General features: G+C 66.8%; 13 protein-coding genes. 5 read left to right on the top strand and 8 right to left on the bottom strand.

The window, feature by feature from the left end:
- Nucleotides 1-9: 9 nt before the first annotated feature.
- Together pdxK and EL249_RS09465 are read right to left on the bottom strand one after the other, a co-directional pair.
- Entirely contained in the window at nucleotides 10-897 is an 888-nt protein-coding gene (pdxK, locus tag EL249_RS09470; RefSeq protein WP_005672862.1) for a pyridoxine/pyridoxal/pyridoxamine kinase, read from the bottom strand.
- Nucleotides 898-957: 60 nt separating this feature from the next.
- Nucleotides 958-2787, bottom strand: a complete 1830-nt coding sequence (locus tag EL249_RS09465; RefSeq protein ID WP_169311659.1) for an MFS transporter — start codon at nucleotides 2785-2787, stop codon at nucleotides 958-960.
- A gap of 778 nt (nucleotides 2788-3565) precedes the next feature.
- On the opposite strand from EL249_RS09465, the gene EL249_RS09460 reads away from it, so the two are divergent.
- A complete protein-coding gene (locus tag EL249_RS09460; protein WP_197721582.1) occupies nucleotides 3566-5743 on the top strand; it encodes a TonB-dependent receptor in 2178 nt (725 codons plus the stop codon).
- Between the two features lie 174 nt (nucleotides 5744-5917).
- A complete protein-coding gene (locus tag EL249_RS09455; RefSeq protein ID WP_126348176.1) occupies nucleotides 5918-7075 on the top strand; it encodes an ABC transporter substrate-binding protein in 1158 nt (385 codons plus the stop codon).
- 102 nt (nucleotides 7076-7177) lie between these two features.
- On the opposite strand, the gene EL249_RS09450 is transcribed toward EL249_RS09455, so the two are convergent.
- The gene (locus EL249_RS09450) at nucleotides 7178-9469 is read right to left on the bottom strand and encodes a TonB-dependent siderophore receptor (protein ID WP_005672870.1); all 2292 of its coding nucleotides are present in this window, start codon (nucleotides 9467-9469) and stop codon (nucleotides 7178-7180) included.
- A gap of 430 nt (nucleotides 9470-9899) precedes the next feature.
- Here EL249_RS09450 and EL249_RS09445 point away from each other — a divergent pair, with 430 nt between their 5' ends.
- The 3 genes from EL249_RS09445 to EL249_RS09435 are packed head-to-tail and all read left to right on the top strand — an operon-like array spanning nucleotide 9900 to nucleotide 13111.
- The gene (locus EL249_RS09445; RefSeq protein ID WP_040529724.1) at nucleotides 9900-10709 is read left to right on the top strand and encodes an ABC transporter permease; all 810 of its coding nucleotides are present in this window, start codon (nucleotides 9900-9902) and stop codon (nucleotides 10707-10709) included.
- Nucleotides 10706-11689, top strand: a complete 984-nt coding sequence (locus tag EL249_RS09440) for an ABC transporter ATP-binding protein (protein WP_005672872.1) — start codon at nucleotides 10706-10708, stop codon at nucleotides 11687-11689. The genes EL249_RS09445 and EL249_RS09440 overlap by 4 nt, the downstream gene beginning before the upstream one ends.
- Nucleotides 11690-11740: 51 nt before the next feature.
- Entirely contained in the window at nucleotides 11741-13111 is a 1371-nt protein-coding gene (locus EL249_RS09435) for an NnrS family protein (protein WP_050781801.1), read from the top strand.
- A gap of 6 nt (nucleotides 13112-13117) precedes the next feature.
- On the opposite strand, the gene EL249_RS09430 is transcribed toward EL249_RS09435, so the two are convergent.
- The 5 genes from EL249_RS09430 to EL249_RS09410 all read right to left on the bottom strand — a co-directional run bounded on the left by EL249_RS09430 (nucleotide 13118) and on the right by EL249_RS09410 (nucleotide 17454).
- Nucleotides 13118-13723: a nitroreductase family protein gene (locus EL249_RS09430; protein ID WP_005672874.1), complete on the bottom strand. Its 606-nt coding sequence runs from the start codon at nucleotides 13721-13723 to the stop codon at nucleotides 13118-13120.
- A gap of 164 nt (nucleotides 13724-13887) precedes the next feature.
- The gene (locus tag EL249_RS09425; RefSeq protein WP_005672875.1) at nucleotides 13888-14277 is read right to left on the bottom strand and encodes a DoxX family protein; all 390 of its coding nucleotides are present in this window, start codon (nucleotides 14275-14277) and stop codon (nucleotides 13888-13890) included.
- Between the two features lie 266 nt (nucleotides 14278-14543).
- On the bottom strand, nucleotides 14544-15710 hold the full coding sequence (locus tag EL249_RS09420) for an MFS transporter (protein WP_005672876.1): 1167 nt from the start codon (nucleotides 15708-15710) through the stop codon (nucleotides 14544-14546).
- Entirely contained in the window at nucleotides 15707-17035 is a 1329-nt protein-coding gene (locus EL249_RS09415; RefSeq protein WP_005672877.1) for a multidrug effflux MFS transporter, read from the bottom strand. The genes EL249_RS09420 and EL249_RS09415 overlap by 4 nt, the downstream gene beginning before the upstream one ends.
- A 44-nt stretch (nucleotides 17036-17079) precedes the next feature.
- Nucleotides 17080-17454 carry a winged helix-turn-helix transcriptional regulator gene (locus tag EL249_RS09410; protein WP_050781803.1) on the bottom strand — a complete coding sequence of 125 codons (375 nt, stop codon included), beginning with the start codon at nucleotides 17452-17454 and terminating at the stop codon, nucleotides 17080-17082.
- Nucleotides 17455-17636 lie beyond the last annotated feature (182 nt).

Raw genomic sequence — 17636 nt, 5'->3', positions numbered from 1 at the left:
TATGACGGCCTACTTCTGGAAGCTGGGCACACCCCATTCCCGGGGCAGCAGCAGCTCGCCGCTTTCGGCGTCACGCGTGTATTGCAGGGCCTGCATCACCACGTTGGCCGAGAAACTGGCTGCTTCGTTCAGTGACTGGTCGGCCAGCAGGCAGGCCGTCAGTGTGGCGCTGAACAGGTCTCCCGTGCCCTTGACCACGCTGTCGACGCGGCGGTGCCGGATGCGCTCGGCCCCGTCGGCCGTGACGACAATCAGCTGGATCTCGTCCTCGGGACAGTCCTGGGGCGCCGCGCTGGTGACGACGATCCAGCGGGTGTTCCCCCGGATGAGCGTGCGGGCCGCTGCAATCACCTGGTCGATGGTGTCCACGGGCATGCTGGTCAGATAGCGCAGCTCGAAGCCGTTGGGGGTGAGCCCTGTGGACTGCGGGATCAGGTGCTGGAGGTGGCCATCCACCATGCCCTTGGCCACGTAGATGCCGCTGTCCTCGTCACCCATCACCGGATCCGCGACAACCAGCAGGCCGGGGTACTGCTCGCGCAGAGGCTGCAGCCATTGGGCCAGCATGGCGGTCTGGCTGGGGCCGCCCAGATAGCCCACCAGCACGGCACGCAGCTGGGACAGCGCGCGCCGGGCCTTCAGGTCGGACAGGTAGCCGGCAAACCAGTCGTCAGGAATGCAGCCGCCGTGGATGGTGGGATAGTGGGGCGTGTTGCTGAACACCACGGTGGGCACGATGGCCACTTCCAGTCCCGCGCGCAGCAGCACGGGGGTGGCCACGTTGTTGCCCACCCGCCCGTAGACCACCTGGGACTGGACCGAAACCACGTCGAAGGACAGGGGCTTCATGGCATCGTAGAAGAGAGGCTGTCCTTCGGAGGCAGGAAGGTTTTTCATGGCGAGCCGTCCTCATCGGGATGAAAGCAGACAGTCGCAATGTTAGGCCTTTTTTTGGCGCTACACGCCGCGGTGATGCTTCGGCATCAGGTAAAGCGCACCGGCCAGGACCAGCAGGACGGCCAGCAGGTACCAGAGAAAGCCGAACCCGGACAGGCTGCCCGTCATGAAGCCCAGGACCAGCGGACCGGCAGCCCCCCCCAGGAAATGGGCCGTGATGAGCTGCGTGATGGCCGGATTGGGCGTGACCGAGGTGAGACGGTTGGTGTTCTCGGCCAGCAGCGCAGGCGGAACCGTCCCTTCCGGCAGCGGAATCTCGCCATCTTCGGACTCGAATCCAGGCTCCTCGATCCCGTCTTCCAGAGCCTCATCCGGCGCAGCCGCCGCGCTGATCGTGGGGCCTGGTGGCGGGGCACTGGCAGGCGCTGTGGCCTCGGGCGGGTCCTGCAGGACCTCGGGGGCCGGGCTGGGCGCGCGCGCGTATCCCGGCGGATTGTGCTTGACCCGGGTTCCGCCCGTGGTGGGCGAGAAGAAGCGGCTGTCGGGCCCGGAGGACTGTGAGGCTGGTGCCTCGGGCTGCGCAGCCTCGGGTGAGAGCTGCATCGTCGAGGTCGGGAAGGCCGAGGTGGCGGTGAAGGTGGCGGTGGACGGGAAGGTCGATGTCTCTGCCGTCACCGTGGCCGTGTCGTTCGGCACCGGTCCGCCCAGCGTGGAGGGAAACGGTCCGGGATCCTCGGTGGGCGAAAAGGCGCCAGTCTGGGTGGATGGGGCGTCCGGCTGACCGCCGGTCAGGGGGGAAGCCTGCGTGGCGGAAAAGGCGGAGGCCGGATGGGCGCTGGTCATGGCCGCTTCGCCAATACCGACCAGCAGCTCGGACGTCATGGGTGCTTCCGGGGCCAGCAGACGGGCCACCAGCAATTCATGACAGGCAAACAGCGTGAAGCCGATGCCCGCGGCCGCCAGCCACAGGGGCCAGCGCTGCTCCTGGCTGGCCAGGGGCAGCAGAAGCACCGCCGCGGCAGCGCCCAGCAGCAATGCGCCGGGAAGCCATTCCGGGCGTTCGACCCGTCCTTCCATGCTGGCGGCCAGTCCCAGGGCCACCAGCCCTGCCCCGCCCAGGCTGACCATCAGTGCCGTGATGCCGTTGGCCGGCATGGCCAGCAGATGGGCGTACATGCCCAGCCAGAGCGCGCAGCACGAGAACACCAGTCCGACCAGGGCATCGACGGCAGCCAGCAGCCAGGGGGGCTGCTGGCTGGCCTCGTTCGGGTTCTGTCGGGGCAGCACGGTGTCGTTGCGGTCGTCGGCCGGAATCCAGACGCGGACCAGCAGCACCAGAAAGAGGGCCACCGGCACCCAGGTGGGCAGCGCAGCCTGCCAGCCGTGGTAGCCGGCCTGCGGCGGCAGCACGACGCCGCCCAGAATGGCGGCCATCGGCAGCCCGGCCTGGGCCATGAACATCACCAGCGGGCGTGCTGCGACGTCGGCATGTGCCATGGCGGCCAGCCGGGTGGCGGGCTGCGCCAGTGACAGGGCCGCGCCCCCCAGGGCCATGCCCACGCAGGCACCGCCCAGCCCCGGCAGGGCCGAGGTCACCAGCAGCGCGGCCGCCGTGATCAGGAACACGACGATCAGGCCCTGGCGCGTGCCGCGCTTCTGCACGAAGTGAACGGCCTGGGCCGACAGCAGTGCCGCCGGCAGGAAGTAACTGGCCGCCAGCCAGCCCAGCCGGGCCGGCGTGGGATTGAGCTGCTCCGGCAGGGTCGAGCCCAGCGTGGCGACGGCAAAAAAGACCAGCCAGGGCATGGCCCGGCCCAAGAGCAGCAAAATGGCCAGACCGGCGCGCGACTGGTCCGCTGCCGACTGGTAATCCATTTCCCCCTGATTCATGTTGCTCCTCATCGAGACTTCGTTGACAAGCCGGCCGTCACGGTAATGCCGCTGCGGATCGATCGATGCCGATTTCTCGCAGGACGGAAGGAAAGCGTGGACCGGGCGCCGCGCGGAAATATTCTGAAAGGCCTGTGGGTGCAGTTTGTTTTCTGATGAATCGCTGTAGAAAAAGAGATTTATCGGCAGTAGCAATGACTATTGCCAAAAATGTCAATTCTCCCGAAATTCAGGGCCTATCGGTGCGAGATATTTTCGGAACATGATGAAACCCTGAAACACCGAATGATGCACCAGTACACAGAATTTGTCCTGCAGATTCCCGCAATTGTCGCTGCGACATTCGACGAAGCGACGTGATGGCGAAGGCTGCTTTCCTGGCCCGGAAAGAGCATGTGCTGTGCGGCCGTGCAAACCCGGGAGGCTAAAGGCAACGACGGAGCGGCCATATTTCAGAGATTTGCCAATTGTCAATTTACTTGCCTTTTCCTTGTCTGATAATGGGAATGAGATGCGGATGCCTTGGCGTTCATGAGGCTCCCTTCCCTGTCCAGGAGACGCTGTCGCTGCCACACGGCGGCCTTCCCGGTGGCCGTCCATGGTTGGGCCGCGTCCGGGAGGGCGCGCATCGGGGCGCGACTTCGGCGGGGGGCTGTCGATCGTCCGGGCAACATGGGGCGGCGAGGTTCGGGGCATGGCTGGCGGCCTTCCGGACGGATGCAGGCTTGGTGGACATCCGCACAACGGTTTCATGACGATCGTTACAAGGAGATACAGGATGAGTACAACCGAGAACCCGATGCGCTTTGCCGCACAAGGGTCTTGCGCGGCTCCGGCTGCTGGCAGGCGCTGGGCATGGCATGCCGTGATGCTGGCGTTGGGTCCTGCCCTGGCGGGATGGCATGGGGCGAGCCTGGCCCAGGAAGAAGTGCAGCCGGTTGCGGCCGCCCAGACGCGTGCACGACCCGATGCCACCCTGCCGGGTGTCACCGTCACCGCCAAGGGCTACGCGGCCGAGCGCGAGAGCACGCCGATGGCCACGTCCGTGGTGGGACGGGACGAGCTGTCGCGCCGTCAGGCGCAGAACGTGGGTGAGGCGCTGCGCAACGAGCCGGGCCTTTCGGTCAACAGCGACAGTGCCCAGGGGCAGAACCCGGTCATTCGCGGCCTGAAGCGCGATTCCATCGTGCTGCTGGTCGATGGCATGCGCTTTAACTCGGCCCAGCCGATGGGGGCCGTGGCCTCGTTCATGTCGCTGGGGCTGGCTGAGCGTGTCGAGGTGGTCAAGGGGCCGTCCTCGGTGCTGTATGGCACCGGCGCCCTGGGCGGCGTCATCGATGTGCAGCTGCCGCAGGCCCGCTTCAGGCCCGGCCTGCAGGCGCGTGGCGCTACGGGTTTCGATTCCGCCAGCCGGGGCTGGAATGGCGCCGCCGTGCTCAACGCCGCTACCGAGGACCATGCGCTGATGCTGGGTGCTTCGCTGGCACATCACAACGACTACCACTCGCCTGACGGCAAGGTGGCCCGTACCGGTTACAAGTCCCAGGGGGTCATCGGCCAGTACCGCTTCCGCATCGACAGCAGCCAGCAGCTGCGGGCCTCGGTGCAGAACCAGGAAGACAAGGATCTCTGGTATCCGGCCGGCACGCGCCCGCACGCCAACCCGCGGGTGGGCAGCGTCACCTTCCATTCGCCGAGCCAGTATCGGCGTCTGTACGAGGTGGGCTACAGCCTGCAGGGTTCGGGCAGCGTGCCGATGAACCTGGACGTGCGCGTCTACCGCCAGGAAATGAAGCGCTCCATCTACGGTCACGCCAATGGCCTGGGTCGTGACCTGGCACTCACCGACGTGACCTTTGCCACCGATGGTCTGGACGTGAAGACCGACTGGGAGGTGCATCCGGAGCACCTGCTGTCGGCAGGCGTGAACCTGTGGCGCATGCGGGCCAACCCCGACAGCCGTCAGGCCACGCCCCCCACCTTTGCGCAGTACACCCCCACCAATCCGTTCCGTGATGGTCAGGTGCAGGCATTGGGTGTCTACGTGCAGGACGACATGCGCTTCGGCGCACTCAATGTGCTGGCCGGCCTGCGCCATGACCGGGTGAAAGGCAAGGCGGCTTCCATGAACAATGGCCGCGTCACCACGGGGCTGGATCGCAGCGATGGTGCCACGTCGGCCAGCCTGGGGGCCGTCTACGAGATCAGCCCGCTGCTGCGTCCCTATCTGAATGTCTCGCGCGCCTTCCGTGCGGCAGACCTGCGCGAGCGCTACCAGTCGGGCCCGCGCAGCGACGGCTTCTACTATGCCGGCAGCCCGAAGATTTCTCCCGAGACGGCCACCCAGATCGAGCTGGGCCTCAAGGGGCGTGACGAGCGGCTGGAGTACACGGCCTCGGTCTATCGCAGTCGCATCAACGACTACATCACCGGCATGGAGCTGACCGGTCAGGCTGCCGTGGCGGCCTGCGGCCAAGTTAATGCGGCCGCCTGCAAGCAGAACCTCAACCTGGGCCACGTGACGCTGACCGGCGCCGATGCCGGCCTGCGCTGGCAGGCGATGGCCGATCACTGGCTGCGTGCAAGCGGGTCGATGGTGCGCGGTGAGAATGATGACCTGAACGAGCCGCTCTTCCAGATGCCGGCGGACCGCCTGTCGCTGGGCTGGGACTGGCGCCTGAACGGTCAGTGGATGCTGGATGCCGACTGGACGCTGGTCAAGCGCCAGAAGCGGGTGGCCACGCGCTTCACGCGCGGTGGCGAGGATCCCACCCCCGGCTACGCGCTGGTGGATGTGGGTGCCACCTGGCAGTTCGCCCCCCAACAGTCGGTGCGGCTGGCCGTCCGCAACGTGGGTGACAAGCGCTACCATGACCACCTGGCCGAAGGGCTGACCGGACGCGAGCTGCTCGCACCGGGCCGCAGCCTGCTGGTGTCGTGGCAGGGCAGCTTCTGAGACCCCGGCACCGGAAACATTCCGGGGCTCCCGGGAGTTCCGGGTGCGCCGGGATGGATCCGGACACATCGACATTCCAAGGGCGGGTCCGCAGGGACGCCGGTGCATCGCCATCCTGACGGGGGCAAGCCGCCGTTCCTGCGGGCCGAGCCTTTTCCAGATCGTGGAGAGAACATGAGCAAGAAAGTATTGGTGACCCCTGCACCCCGGGGCACGCGCCGCCTTGCCCTGCTGGGCGGTGCCGCCCTGCTGGCCGGCAGCGCCCTGCCCGGCTGGGCCCGTGCTGCGGCTGACGCTGCCGCGCAGGCCGGATCCGCCCCGGCCGCGAATGCGGCGGGGGCTTCTGCAGGATCGGCCGCTGCCTCGGGCAGCGCGGCTTCCCCGGCGGCGCCGGCCGTCGTTGGCACGAAGAAGGTTCCCCGCCTGGTGCTGGCCGGCCCCTTTGCCACCGTCAGCAACCCGCTCATCCGCATCGTCGATGCAGGGCTGCTGGCCGACGTGGCCGAGAAGGTGGAGTTCGTCAGCTGGCGCACGCCCGACCAGCTGCGCGCCATGGCGCTGAAGGGGGAAGCCGATTTCCTGGCCATGCCCAGCAACCTGTCGGCCAACCTCTACAACCGCGGCCTCAAGCTGCAGCAGATGAACATCGGCATCTGGGGCATCCTGTGGATGGTGGCCCGCCGTGACGGCCTGAAGACGCTGGCCGACTTCAAGGGGCAGGAAGTGGTGATGCCCTTCCGTGGCGACATGCCGGATGCGCTGTTCCGGCTGCTGTGCCGCAAGCAGGGCATCGATCCCGACAAGGACATGACGCTGCGCTATGTGGCCTCGCCGCTGGATGCAATGCAGCTGCTCATCACGCGGCGTGCCGACAATGCCCTGCTGGCCGATCCGGCCGTGGCCGTGGGCCTGCGCAAGAGCCAGTCCTTCCCCATCAGCGTCGTGGCGCCCAGCCTCTATCGCAGCGTCAGCCTGCAGGAGGAATGGGGTCGTGTCTTCAATCGCGCGCCGCGCATGCCGCAGGCAGGCATCGTGATGCTGGGCAGCCAGCTGGGCAACACGGCGCTGGCCAAGCGTTTTGAAGAGGCTTGTGAAGAAGCCCAGCAATGGTGCGAGGCCAACCCGGACGAGTGCGGCCAGATCGTGGCCCGACGCATCGAGATGCTGACCCCGGAGGGCGTCGCCGATGCCATCCGTGCCGACAAATCCGACATGGTGGTGGCCAGCAAGGCACGGCCCGAGCTGGAGTTCTTCTACCAGCAGCTGCTGGAAATGCAGCCCGGTCTGGTGGGCGGCAAGCTGCCCGACGACGGGTTCTACTTTGCGGGCTGATTGTCTGTCCTGAAATGAAAAAGCCCGGGAAGATCCCGGGCTCTCGATGCCCCGAGCCATGTGACCCGGGGCATGATCCTGCGACGGTGTGGGTTCAGGCCATCACAGCGTTCCCGTCAGCGTCACGTAGAACGTGCGGCCGGGTTCGTTGTAGGTGGCTGCGCCGGCACCGTAGATGGTGCGCGGGTTGTTCACGCCGATGGCATTGCCGCGACGGAACAGGCGCTTGTCAAAGATGTTGTCCACACCCAGGCCCACTTTCAGGTTGCGGCTGACGGCGTAGTTGCCGCCCAGGCCCACCAGCGCGTAGGGCGACAGGCCCTGAGCTTCCTCACCCTGCACGGGCAGCCCCTGGTAGTCCAGCTTGTTGGCCTTTTGCCGGCCGTAGAAGGTGGCGGTGCCGAAGACGCTGGCCTCGTCGGTGACCTTCCATTCCAGGCGCGAGTTCACCGTGTACTTCGGAATGATCGAGAGCTGCTCGCCCGTGGACTTGTTCTCGCTCTTGATCATGTAGGTGAGGTTGTTGGTCCAGGCAACCCGCGGCGTGAAGTTGTAGTTGAACGTGCCTTCCAGACCCGTGACCAGCGCCTTGGGCACATTGTCCCACTGGAAGATGCTGGCGTTGGCGGTACGGCCGGTGCCGCCGGTTGCCTTGCCGATGACGGAGTGGCCTGCCTCGATCTTGTCGCGGTAGTCGTTGTGGAAGTAGGTCAGGCCGGCCACGAGGGTGTCGTTGGCCAGCTCGATGCCCAGTTCCTTGTTGATGCTGGTCTCGGCCTTGAGGTTGCTGTTGCCCATCAGGTAGCAGGAGCCACCGCCGCCCCAGCAGCCGATGCCGCGGCTGTACAGCAGGTAGTTGGGGTTGAGCTGATACAGGTTGGGCGCCTTGTAGGCCCGGGCCACGCCGGCTTTCAGGGTGATTTCGCGCGTGAGGTTGTGCGACAGGTTCAGCGAGGGGCTCCAGTTGTTGCCGGCCTTGCTGTGGTGGTCGAAGCGCACGCCCGGCGTCAGGATGGTCTCGGGCGTGAGCTCGATGTTGTCCTCGACGAAGACCGAATAGATCTTGGCGCTGATCTTGCTGCTGCGGCCCGTGCTGGCCAGTCCGGCAATGGTCCCGCCTTCGGTCGTGGCCTGCGACACCGAGTTCGGGTCGTTGAAGCTCTGGTGCACGCCCTCCAGACCCAGCGTGATCACGTGGTCAAGGCTGCCCCACTTGCCCGGCTGGTTGTATTCGCCGTGCAGGGTGGTGCTCTTGAGGTGGGCGGTGCTGAAGTTTCCGGTCGAGAACAGCCCTTCGGTACCGCCGGCCAGGCCCTCGTCCATCCGCTCGTTGCGGGTGATCTCGTGCTGCACGTAGGCCGAGGACGAGGCACCGCCTTCATACCGGCCAGTGTGCGTCAGCGCATAGTTGCTGCGGTAGATCCGGTTGGTCTCGTTGCCCAGCGCTTCCTGCACGCGACGCGAGGTGGGGGCCAGCTGGCCATTGGGCAGCGTGGTGTAGTTGTTGGTGTTCTGCGTGTCGCCCGTGTAGATGTTGCCCTGGCGACTGAAGCTGGCGTCCAGGTCCACACGATGCTGCGCGTTGGCCTTGAGGCTCAGCCGGGCATCCAGGTCACGGTTGCGCACGCCCTCGCGGCCGGCCGGGAAGGTGCCGGCAAAGGTGCCGGTCCGGGTGGAGGCATGGTTGCGGTTGATGTCCCAGGCGTCCGACTCGGTCTTGGCGATGTTGCCGGTCAGCCGGAAACCCAGCATCTCGGACAGGGGGGCGCCCAGGCTGAAGCTGGCGCGGCGTGAACCGCCCTCTTCCTTGTGCTGCGGGTGGCTGTAGTGCAGGGTGGCGCTGCCGCTGAGCTTGTCGGGCGTGCCCTTGGTGATGATGTTGACCACGCCGCCGGCCGCACCGTTGCCGTAGCGGGCCGCTGCCGGGCCACGCAGCACTTCGATGTGGTCGATGGATTCGGCCGGCACCCAGTTCATGTCGCCCCGGGTGTCACGCTCGCCCCGCCAGCCGTAGCGCACCGACTTGCGGCTGTTGACCGGCTTGCCGTCGATGAGGATCAGCGTGTTCTCGGGGCCCATGCCACGCAGGTCGATCTGGCGGTTGTTGCCGCGCTGGCCGCTGGTGGAGTTGCCGGTGAGGTTGACGCCGGGCTGCTTGCGCAGCACTTCGCTCAGGTCATTGGTGGGTTGGGTGGCCAGGTCGTCCCGCGTGACGACCGAGACGCCAGGCGCCTGCTTCCAGGCCTGCTCGGCCGTGCCCAGCACTTCCACTTCGGGCAGGGTGGCTTCGGCGCTCTGGGCCAGTGCGGCAGCGGGCACGGCCAGTGGCATCATCGAAGCGGCCAGCCATTGCAGCTGCCGACGGGTACGGCGTCTCTGTCTCTGTTTGCTCATCGTTTCCTCTCGGGAATCTTGGGAATCTGGGAAATGGAGGTCATGGATCCCGCCGAGCGTCCCTCGCCCGGTGCATCCCACCCATTGATGCACCGATGCCGAAGTGGGATCCGGGGAATCCGTCGGAAGTATCAGAATGCAAATGATAAGACTTCACTTGTTGCGCGATGATAACGGCATGCTTGGTAACCGGGTTGGCAGTGTGGAATGCTGAGCCGGTTCGGATGTTGCACAGCAGCAACGATGTCCATCATGGCGACCGGGACGGAAGGGCGGGTTGTGGCGTGGCCTCCACCTCCTGCGTTCCGTGACATCCCGCGTGCTGTGCCCGCCGTGGCCGGGAGGGGCCCGTGCCGGTCGACTTGATATCGGTGAAGGGGGCACCGTTGCCGGCAGTGCGACAATGCCCCTCTCTGGGAGAGACACATTCATGAAACTGTTGCGTGCCTGGCTGGGCGCCCTGCCCGGCTATCTCTGGAGCGGCTGGGGCGCCATTGCCAGCCTGCTGCTGGGCATGGCGCTGTGGGAGGCGCTGGCTGCCTGGTATGGGCCGCTGGTGCTGCCCACGCCACTGGAGACGGCGCAGATGCTGCTGCAGCTGATGCAGGGCCACGGTGCCGAGGCGCTGTGGCCGCAGCTGGCCGTCACGGCACGGCGCGCCTTTGCGGGGCTGTCGCTGGCGCTGGTGCTGGGCAGCGTGCTGGGCGTGGCTGCCGGCATGTCGATGACGGCGGCCATGATGGCGCGCCCCTGGGTCACGGTGCTGCTGGGCACGCCGCCCATTGCCTGGCTGGTGCTGGCCATGCTGTGGTTCGGCACCGGTGACGGCACGCCGGTCTTCACCGTGTTCATCGCCGGTTTTCCCATCGTGTTTGCGGGCGGTCTGCAGGGGGCGCGCACGCTGGAAAAGCGCTGGCGCGACCTGGCCGATGCCTATCGCCTGCCCTGGCACATGCGCATCCTGGACCTGTACGTGCCGCACGTGCTCTCGTATCTGTTCCCGGTCTGGATCGTGGCGCTGGGCAGCGCCTGGAAGGTGGTGGTGATGGCGGAACTGCTGTCAGTGAGTGACGGCGTGGGGGCGGCCCTGGCCGTCAGTCGCGCCCAGCTGGACATGTCCGGCACGCTGGCCTGGATCAGCGCCGTGGTGCTGGTGCTGCTGGGGCTGGAATACCTGGTGCTGGAGCCCATCAAGCGCGAGATCGAGGGCTGGCGTGACGCGGGAGGGAGAGCCTCATGAACGCGGCATCGTTTCCTGCGGCTGCCGAGAGCAGCGCATCCGGCCCGGCGCTGGTGGTGCGGGATCTGGAGCACGCCTTTGCCACGCGCACCGTGCTGGAAGGCGTGTCGCTGCGGCTGCCGGCTGGCGAGACGCTGGCACTGGTGGGGCCTTCGGGCTGCGGCAAGAGCACGCTGCTGCACCTGTGTGCCGGGCTGCTGGATGTGCGCTCCGGCGAGATCCACAACGGCTTTGCCCGTACCGCCATGCTGTTCCAGCAGCCCACCCTGCTGCCCTGGAAGACCACGCTGGACAACATCGCGCTCGGGCTGAAGGCGCAGGGCGTGCCCGGGCGCGAGCGCCTGGCGCAGGCCACGCGCATGGGCAACCTGCTGGGGCTGGACGACGTGGCGCTGGCGCAGTTTCCGCATCAGCTCTCGGGTGGCATGCAGAGCCGCGCCGCACTGGCGCGGGCACTGGTGCTCTCGCCCGATCTGCTGCTGCTGGATGAGCCCTTTGCCGCGCTGGACATCGGCCTGAAGGCGCAGATGCATCAGCTGCTGATGCAGGAGCAGCGCAGCCGGGGCCTGGCAGTGCTGATGATCACCCACGACGTGACCGAGGCCGTCACGCTGGCCGACCGCGTGCTGGTGATGGCCGCCAATCCCGGCCACTTCGTCTGGCAGATGGCGCTGCCGGTGCCCCCCATGCTGCGCGACGATGCCTGGGTGCACAACCATACGGCGGCCCTGCTGGCCCAGCCGGTGGTGCGCGCGGCCTTCGACCTGCCGCTGCTGCGGACGGCCCAGCCCGCCGAAACCTCCGGATCGACGTGTACGGCGGCCCCCGGTCAGACCGCGGCCATCGGCACGGCAGCCGGCCATGCAGCCGCCGCAGCCGGTGTCGCTGGCGTCGCTGACACGGGCCTGCCGGATTACAACCGGATCGATGCCGGCTCTGCCGTGGCCCCGGCCACGACCGGGCGGCGCACCGGGTGCTGAGCACCGGCATTCCAAGTCCATTTTCCTGATCAAGCTGTCATGCCGTCTTCGATGAAACCCGTGCCTGCCGCTTCCCCTGCCCTGACTGCCCGGCCCTGGCAGCTGGCCCACCCGCTGTGGCAATGCGGCTTTCGGCCCTTCTTCGTGGCCACCGTGCTGTTCTGCGTGGGGCTGCTGGGGCTGTGGCTGCTGTTCCTGGCGGCTGGCTGGCCGCTGCCCGGGGTGCCGGGCGGTGCAGTGGTCTGGCACGTGCACGAGCTGCTGATGGGGGCCACGCTGGCGGCTGTTGCCGGTTTTGCGCTGACGGCCGTGCCGGAGTTCACCGAGACGCCGTCCTTCGAGGCGCGCCATGTTCGCTGGCTGCTGGGGCTGTGGCTGCTGGGGCGCCTGTCCTTCTGGTTGAGCGGCTGGTGGCCGCAGGGCATGCTGGCGCTGTCGGGCGTCTTCCATGTCGGCTTCATGGTGATGCTGACCGTGATGGTGGCACCGCGCCTGTGGCGTGACCCGGGCCATCGCCAGCAGGGCTTCTGGTGGGCCTTCGTGGCGCTGATCGTCACCGTGGCCGGCTTCTACGTGGATGCCGTGCAGGGCGAGTTTCCGATGCGCTGGCTGCATGCCACGCTGGGCGTGCTGATGGCCCTGATCGTGGTGGCGATGAGCCGCATCTCGATGGCGATCGTCAACAGCAGCATCGACGATGATTTCGAACGCCGTCATCCGGTGGCGGCGCCTGCCCGGGAGCAGGCCTCACACGGCACGACGGAAAATGGCATGCCGGCCGCCGGCCCTGCAGACCGTGCTCCGGTTGCGCCCACCGCCCTGCCCGTCGAGGAAGACGAGCCCACCGCCTATCTGGCGCGTCCGCCACGGCGGCACCTGGCCGTCATCTGCATCATGCTGTTCACGGCCATGCAGTGGTTCGATCCGTCCAACCGCGTGACCGGCTGGCTGGCGCTGGCCGCATCGGCTGCCATGCTGAACCTGCTCAACGACTGGCACGTCGGCCGACCGCTGTTCTCGCGCTGGCCGCTGATGCTGTACATGGTCTACGTGTTCATGGCTGCCGGCTATGGGCTCATCGGCCTGGTGCTGGTGGCCGGAGACGGCAGTGTCAGCCCGGGCATCCACCTGCTGACGGCGGGGGCGCTGGGCCTGGCCGTCTACACCGTGATTTGCATTGCCGGCTACACGCACAGCGGGCTGGAAAAGAATGGCCGCCCCTGGGTGGTGGTGGGGGCCGGTCTCCTGGTGGCCAGCGCCGTGCTGCGGGCGCTGGCCTACTGGTTCGATCCGCCGGTGCTGCTGCAACTGGCGGGGCTGGCGTGGTGCGCCGCCTTCGTGCTGCAGGGCTGGCAGATGCTGCCCGTCTTCCTGCGCCCCCGGCAGGATGGCCTGTGGGGATGCCAGGGGGTGCAGGAGTAGAAGCGCTTACAGGCCGTAGACCTTCAGGCGAGCCTCGACGGGCTCGAAGGACTTCTCGCCGGCCGGGGCGGCAATGCCGCCGAACACCAGCTGGGCGCGCAGCTTCCACGAGGCCGGCACGTTCCAGGTGCGGGCCACGGCTTCGTCGATGACCGGGTTGTAGTGCTGCAGGCTGGCGCCCACGTTGATGCTGGCCAGTGCCGTCCAGATGGCGTACTGGTGCATGGCGTCGGCGTGCTCGGCCCAGATGGGGAAGTTCTCGGCGTACGGCGGGAACTTGTCCTGCAGGCCTTTCACCACGGTCTGATCCTCGAAGAACAGCACCGTGCCGGCGCCGGCGGCAAAGGAAGCCAGCTTGTCCTTGGTGGGCTGGAACTTGTCGGCCGGCACGATGGCGGCCAGTGCCTGTTCGGCCAGTTGCCAGAGTTTTTCATGCTCGGCGCCCAGCAGGACCACCAGACGGGTGGACTGCGAGTTGAACGCAGACGGCGTGTGCTTGACGGCATGCTCGATGGTCTTCACCACATCGGCGGCCGGCACCGGCAGCTGCTTGTTCAGCGCGTAGATGGAACGACGTTTCTCGGCGGCCTGGTGGATGTGCGTAATGGACATGTTTGACTCCTGATGGAATGGAGGCGAATGAATGAGGTCCCGGGGGCGTCGGCAATGCGTGCAACCGGGAGATCGTCGGGTACCCGAAAAGAGTACCCGGGAGAGACGGACCGATGGGGCTTGGACTGGCGCGTCGATCCGTCCGTGAGGGTCGAGGCGGGTTCTTACTTGCCGCGCAGGTGATCCAGCGACAGGGTACCGCCGCCGGCAGCCGACAGGTAGAGGAAGACGAAGCAGAACAACACCGCCGATTCACCGCTGTTGGCCAAGGGCATCAGCACGTTGCCCTGGGCAGCGTGTGCCATGAAGTAGGCCACGGCCATCTGGCCGGAAAGCAGGAAGGCGACCGGCCGGGTGAACAGGCCCAGCAGCAGCAGGGTGCCGCCCACCAGTTCCAGGGCGGCCGCCGCGATCATCATCGGGTTGCCGGAGATGTCGCCCATCGAGGCAGGATAGCCGAAGACCTTGGCGGTGCCGTGCCAGATGAAGAGATAGGCGGAGACGATGCGCAGGACGGACAGCAACGGTGCCTGCAGAGGAGACAGAGCGTTCATGATGGGACGATGTATCTATCAGGGAGGAATCGGAGCCAGGGTGGCCGGACGGGATGAACGGGTCATCGCCTTTCGGCTACCTGCTGGAACGCATTGTATGTCCACTCGAATCGGAACGGTTCGCCTGTAATGAAACTGATTGTTCCGAAAATAAAGATGATGAGCGGTTCGTAACGCGTCCTCAGCGGTTCCGTAACCCGCAGCTCCACATCAAGGTTGTGCCGTCATGGTCCTCAGATCAGCGCTTCAGGATCAGCGCTTCACGGTCAGAGCTTCAGGAAGCGCCCGCTGATGGCCACGAACAGCATCAGCGCGGCCACCAGTAGGAAGGCCATGGGCAGGCTGCTGTGGTGTGCGATGAAGCCGATGGCGGCCGGCCCGGCCAGGACCCCGGCATAGCCCAGCGTGGACATGGCCGGCACGGCGACGCTCTGCGGCATGCTGGTCTGGCGCCCCACGGCCGTGAACAGCACCGGCACGATGTTGGAGCAGCCCAGCCCCACCATGGCATAGCCCAGCAGCGCTGCCTGCCAGAGGGGGACCAGCGTGGCCAGCAGGATGCCGCCCATGGCCAGCAGGCCGCCCACCGTCACGACGCTGCGCCGCCCCACCCTTGCCACGATGCGGTCGCCGGTCAGGCGGCCGAAGGTCATGGTGAGCGAGAAGGCTGCAAAGCCGTAGCCGGCCTGCGCCACCGGCATGCCGTGGTTCTCGGTCAGCATCACCGCGCTCCAGTCCATCATCGAGCCTTCCACCAGGAAGACCGTCATGCATAGCATGCCCAGAAAGAGCACTTCGCCGCGCGGCAGTGCAAACGGCGGGCCCTCGGCCGGGTTCCCGTAAGGCAGGACGTGCCGCCGGATGAGCATCAGCAGCAGCACGCCGGCCAGGGCGATGGCGGACACCGTGGCGAACGGGCTCACGCCCAGGTCCATGATGGTACTGGTGGTGGCCGCCCCCAGCAGGCCGCCCAGGCTGTAGAAGCCATGAAAGCCCGACATCAGCGGCCGCTTGCTGTCGCGCTCGACGATGACGGCCTGGATGTTCATCACGCAGTCGAAGGTGCCGATCATGGCGCCAAAGAAGAACAGCGCGGCGGCCAGCGTGAAGACGTTCTGGACCGAGGCCAGCAGCGGCAGGCAGGCGCACAGGGCCACGCCGCAGACCATCAGCACCTTGCGGCAGCCATGGCGGGTGCTGACCACGCCGGAAACCGGCATGGCCAGCAGGGAGCCGATGCCCAGACACAGCAGGACCAGGCCCAGCTGACCTTCATTGACGCCTGTGGCGGCCTTGGCCACCGGCACGAGGGATGCCCAGGCGGCAGCCGAGAAACCGGCCAGCAGGAACAGCAGTCGCGTGCTGTGCTGCTCGGCCCTGCCTGCTGCAGGTTTCAGGGTGGCAGGGGTATCAGGCAAGGAGGATGTGCTCACGACCGGGCTTTGGAGGTGTCTGACGAGGGAGCGCTCTTTTCAGGCGCAGGCTGGGCGATGGCAGGTGCAGCGGCCGTGCCCGAAGCAGCGGGAGCGCCCTGCGGGCCGGGCGTGCCCGGGGCGTGGCCGGCGGGAGCAGCCCCGGCACCCGCTTCATGGCGCGGTCCCAGCGCCCATAGCAGCGCGGCGATGACCACGCCCGTGAAGTGGGCGATGGCCAGCCATTGGGCACTGTGAAAGAGCAGCGGCGCCACGAAGGCCGAGACCAGCGCGAAGATGCCCATCTGCACGAAGCTCTGCAACGAGGCCGCCAGGCCGCGCATCTGCGGGAAGATGCTGAGCACCTGCACCGTCATGCCGGGTACCGCCAGGGTCATGCCCAGGGTGTAGATGCCCAGCGGGATGACGGCCCAGGGGACCTGCGGCGTGGCCACCGAGGTGTAGACAACGCTGGTGAAGGTGGCGCCCAGCATCAGCACGAAGCCGACGAAGGTCAGGCGGCTGGGCGCCACCTTGCGGGCCAGCCGGCGCGAGGTGCTGGAGCCGCCCAGCATGCCCAGTGTCATGGGGATGAACATCCAGGCGAAGCTGGTTTCCGACAGGCCCAGGATGTTGATGATGTAGGGTGCGGCAGAGCTGATGTAGATGGCCACGCCGATGAAGACCAGGGCGATGCTCAGCACGCGCAGGATGAACACGCGGTGGAACAGCACCTTGCCGTAGTTGCCGACGATGCGGCCCAGCTGCAGCGGCATGCGCTGCGCCTTCGGCAGCGTCTCGGGAATGCCCAGCTGCCAGATAAGCCACAGCACGAGGCCGTAGCCGGTGAGCATGATGAACACTGAATGCCAGCCAAAGGTGGCCTGCAGCCAGCCACCGATGACGGGCGCGAACGACGGGGCAATGGAGAACACCATCATGATGAGCGCCATCACGCGCTGCGCCTCGGCGCCCTGAAAGCGGTCCTGCACGATGGTGCGCGAAAGCACCGCACCGAAGCCGGCTGCGACGCCCTGCAGGCCACGGGCCAGTAGCAGGACCTGGATGTCCTTGGCGAAGATGGCCAGTGCCGAGCCCGCCGTGAACAGCAGCAGCGACACGATCACCGTGGGGCGGCGCCCAAAGCTGTCGGACAGCGTGCCGGCAAACAGCGTGGTGATGGCCATGGCGCCCACGTAGATGCTGAGCGTCTGCTGCACGGCCAGCGGCGTGGCCTGGAAGTCCTGGATGATGGCGGGAAACGAGGGCAGATAGGCATCGATGCCCAGCGCACCAACCATGGACAGCATGGCCAGCGCAATGGTGATACCGGTGTTCTTCAGCATAAGTCGGGGATGAGGAGGGATCTTCGGGGAATGGATGCCGGGGATCAGTCGGGTGATCCGTCAGCCTTGTCGGCAGCAGGTTGCCTGCGGATGTGGCCATCGCCCCAGGCCTTCAGGGCCGCAATGACGGGTTCCAGTGTCTGGCCGTGCTCGGTGAGTCGATATTCGACACGCGGCGGCACTTCCGGATAGATGGTGCGGACCACCAGACCATCATGCTCCAGCTCTCGCAGCTGGTTGGTGAGCATGCGCTGCGTGATGTTGGGCAGCATGCGCTTCAGCGCATTGAAGCGCAGCACCTTCCCGGTGAGCAGATGGTAGAGGATGACCCCCTTCCACTTGCCGCCGATCAGGTTCAGTGTGGCTTCCACCGGACAGCCGGCGGCACAGTCGAATCGGGCGTGCGGTGTTCTTGCCATGGGAACGAAACAAGGGGCACACGACGCGCTGTCGTGCGAGAGGAGGCGGAACCCATCGGGCTGGCCGCTTGTGGCCGCTTGCTCTGCCGACAGACCTGAAGCACCCGTGAGACGGCCATTCCGCCCTGGCGGGCAGGTGCAGCCGGGGAAGCCGGGATTATAGCTTTGGCGCGCATGGACAG

It is taken from the genome of Lautropia mirabilis, from assembly GCF_900637555.1.
Lineage (GTDB): Bacteria > Pseudomonadota > Gammaproteobacteria > Burkholderiales > Burkholderiaceae_E > Lautropia > Lautropia mirabilis.
Note: the sequence above shows the minus strand (reverse complement) of the source record. Positions and strands in the feature narration are given on the sequence as shown.

What these genes read in the sequence shown, in the direction of transcription:
- pdxK (WP_005672862.1), bottom strand. Translation starts at nt 897, where the DNA reads ATGAAAAACCTTCCTGCCTCCGAAGGACAGCCTCTCTTCTACGATGCC.
- EL249_RS09465 (WP_169311659.1), bottom strand. Translation starts at nt 2,787, where the DNA reads ATGAATCAGGGGGAAATGGATTACCAGTCGGCAGCGGACCAGTCGCGC.
- EL249_RS09460 (WP_197721582.1), top strand. Translation starts at nt 3,566, where the DNA reads ATGAGTACAACCGAGAACCCGATGCGCTTTGCCGCACAAGGGTCTTGC.
- EL249_RS09455 (WP_126348176.1), top strand. Translation starts at nt 5,918, where the DNA reads ATGAGCAAGAAAGTATTGGTGACCCCTGCACCCCGGGGCACGCGCCGC.
- EL249_RS09450 (WP_005672870.1), bottom strand. Translation starts at nt 9,469, where the DNA reads ATGAGCAAACAGAGACAGAGACGCCGTACCCGTCGGCAGCTGCAATGG.
- EL249_RS09445 (WP_040529724.1), top strand. Translation starts at nt 9,900, where the DNA reads ATGAAACTGTTGCGTGCCTGGCTGGGCGCCCTGCCCGGCTATCTCTGG.
- EL249_RS09440 (WP_005672872.1), top strand. Translation starts at nt 10,706, where the DNA reads ATGAACGCGGCATCGTTTCCTGCGGCTGCCGAGAGCAGCGCATCCGGC.
- EL249_RS09435 (WP_050781801.1), top strand. Translation starts at nt 11,741, where the DNA reads ATGAAACCCGTGCCTGCCGCTTCCCCTGCCCTGACTGCCCGGCCCTGG.
- EL249_RS09430 (WP_005672874.1), bottom strand. Translation starts at nt 13,723, where the DNA reads ATGTCCATTACGCACATCCACCAGGCCGCCGAGAAACGTCGTTCCATC.
- EL249_RS09425 (WP_005672875.1), bottom strand. Translation starts at nt 14,277, where the DNA reads ATGAACGCTCTGTCTCCTCTGCAGGCACCGTTGCTGTCCGTCCTGCGC.
- EL249_RS09415 (WP_005672877.1), bottom strand. Translation starts at nt 17,035, where the DNA reads ATGCTGAAGAACACCGGTATCACCATTGCGCTGGCCATGCTGTCCATG.
- EL249_RS09410 (WP_050781803.1), bottom strand. Translation starts at nt 17,454, where the DNA reads ATGGCAAGAACACCGCACGCCCGATTCGACTGTGCCGCCGGCTGTCCG.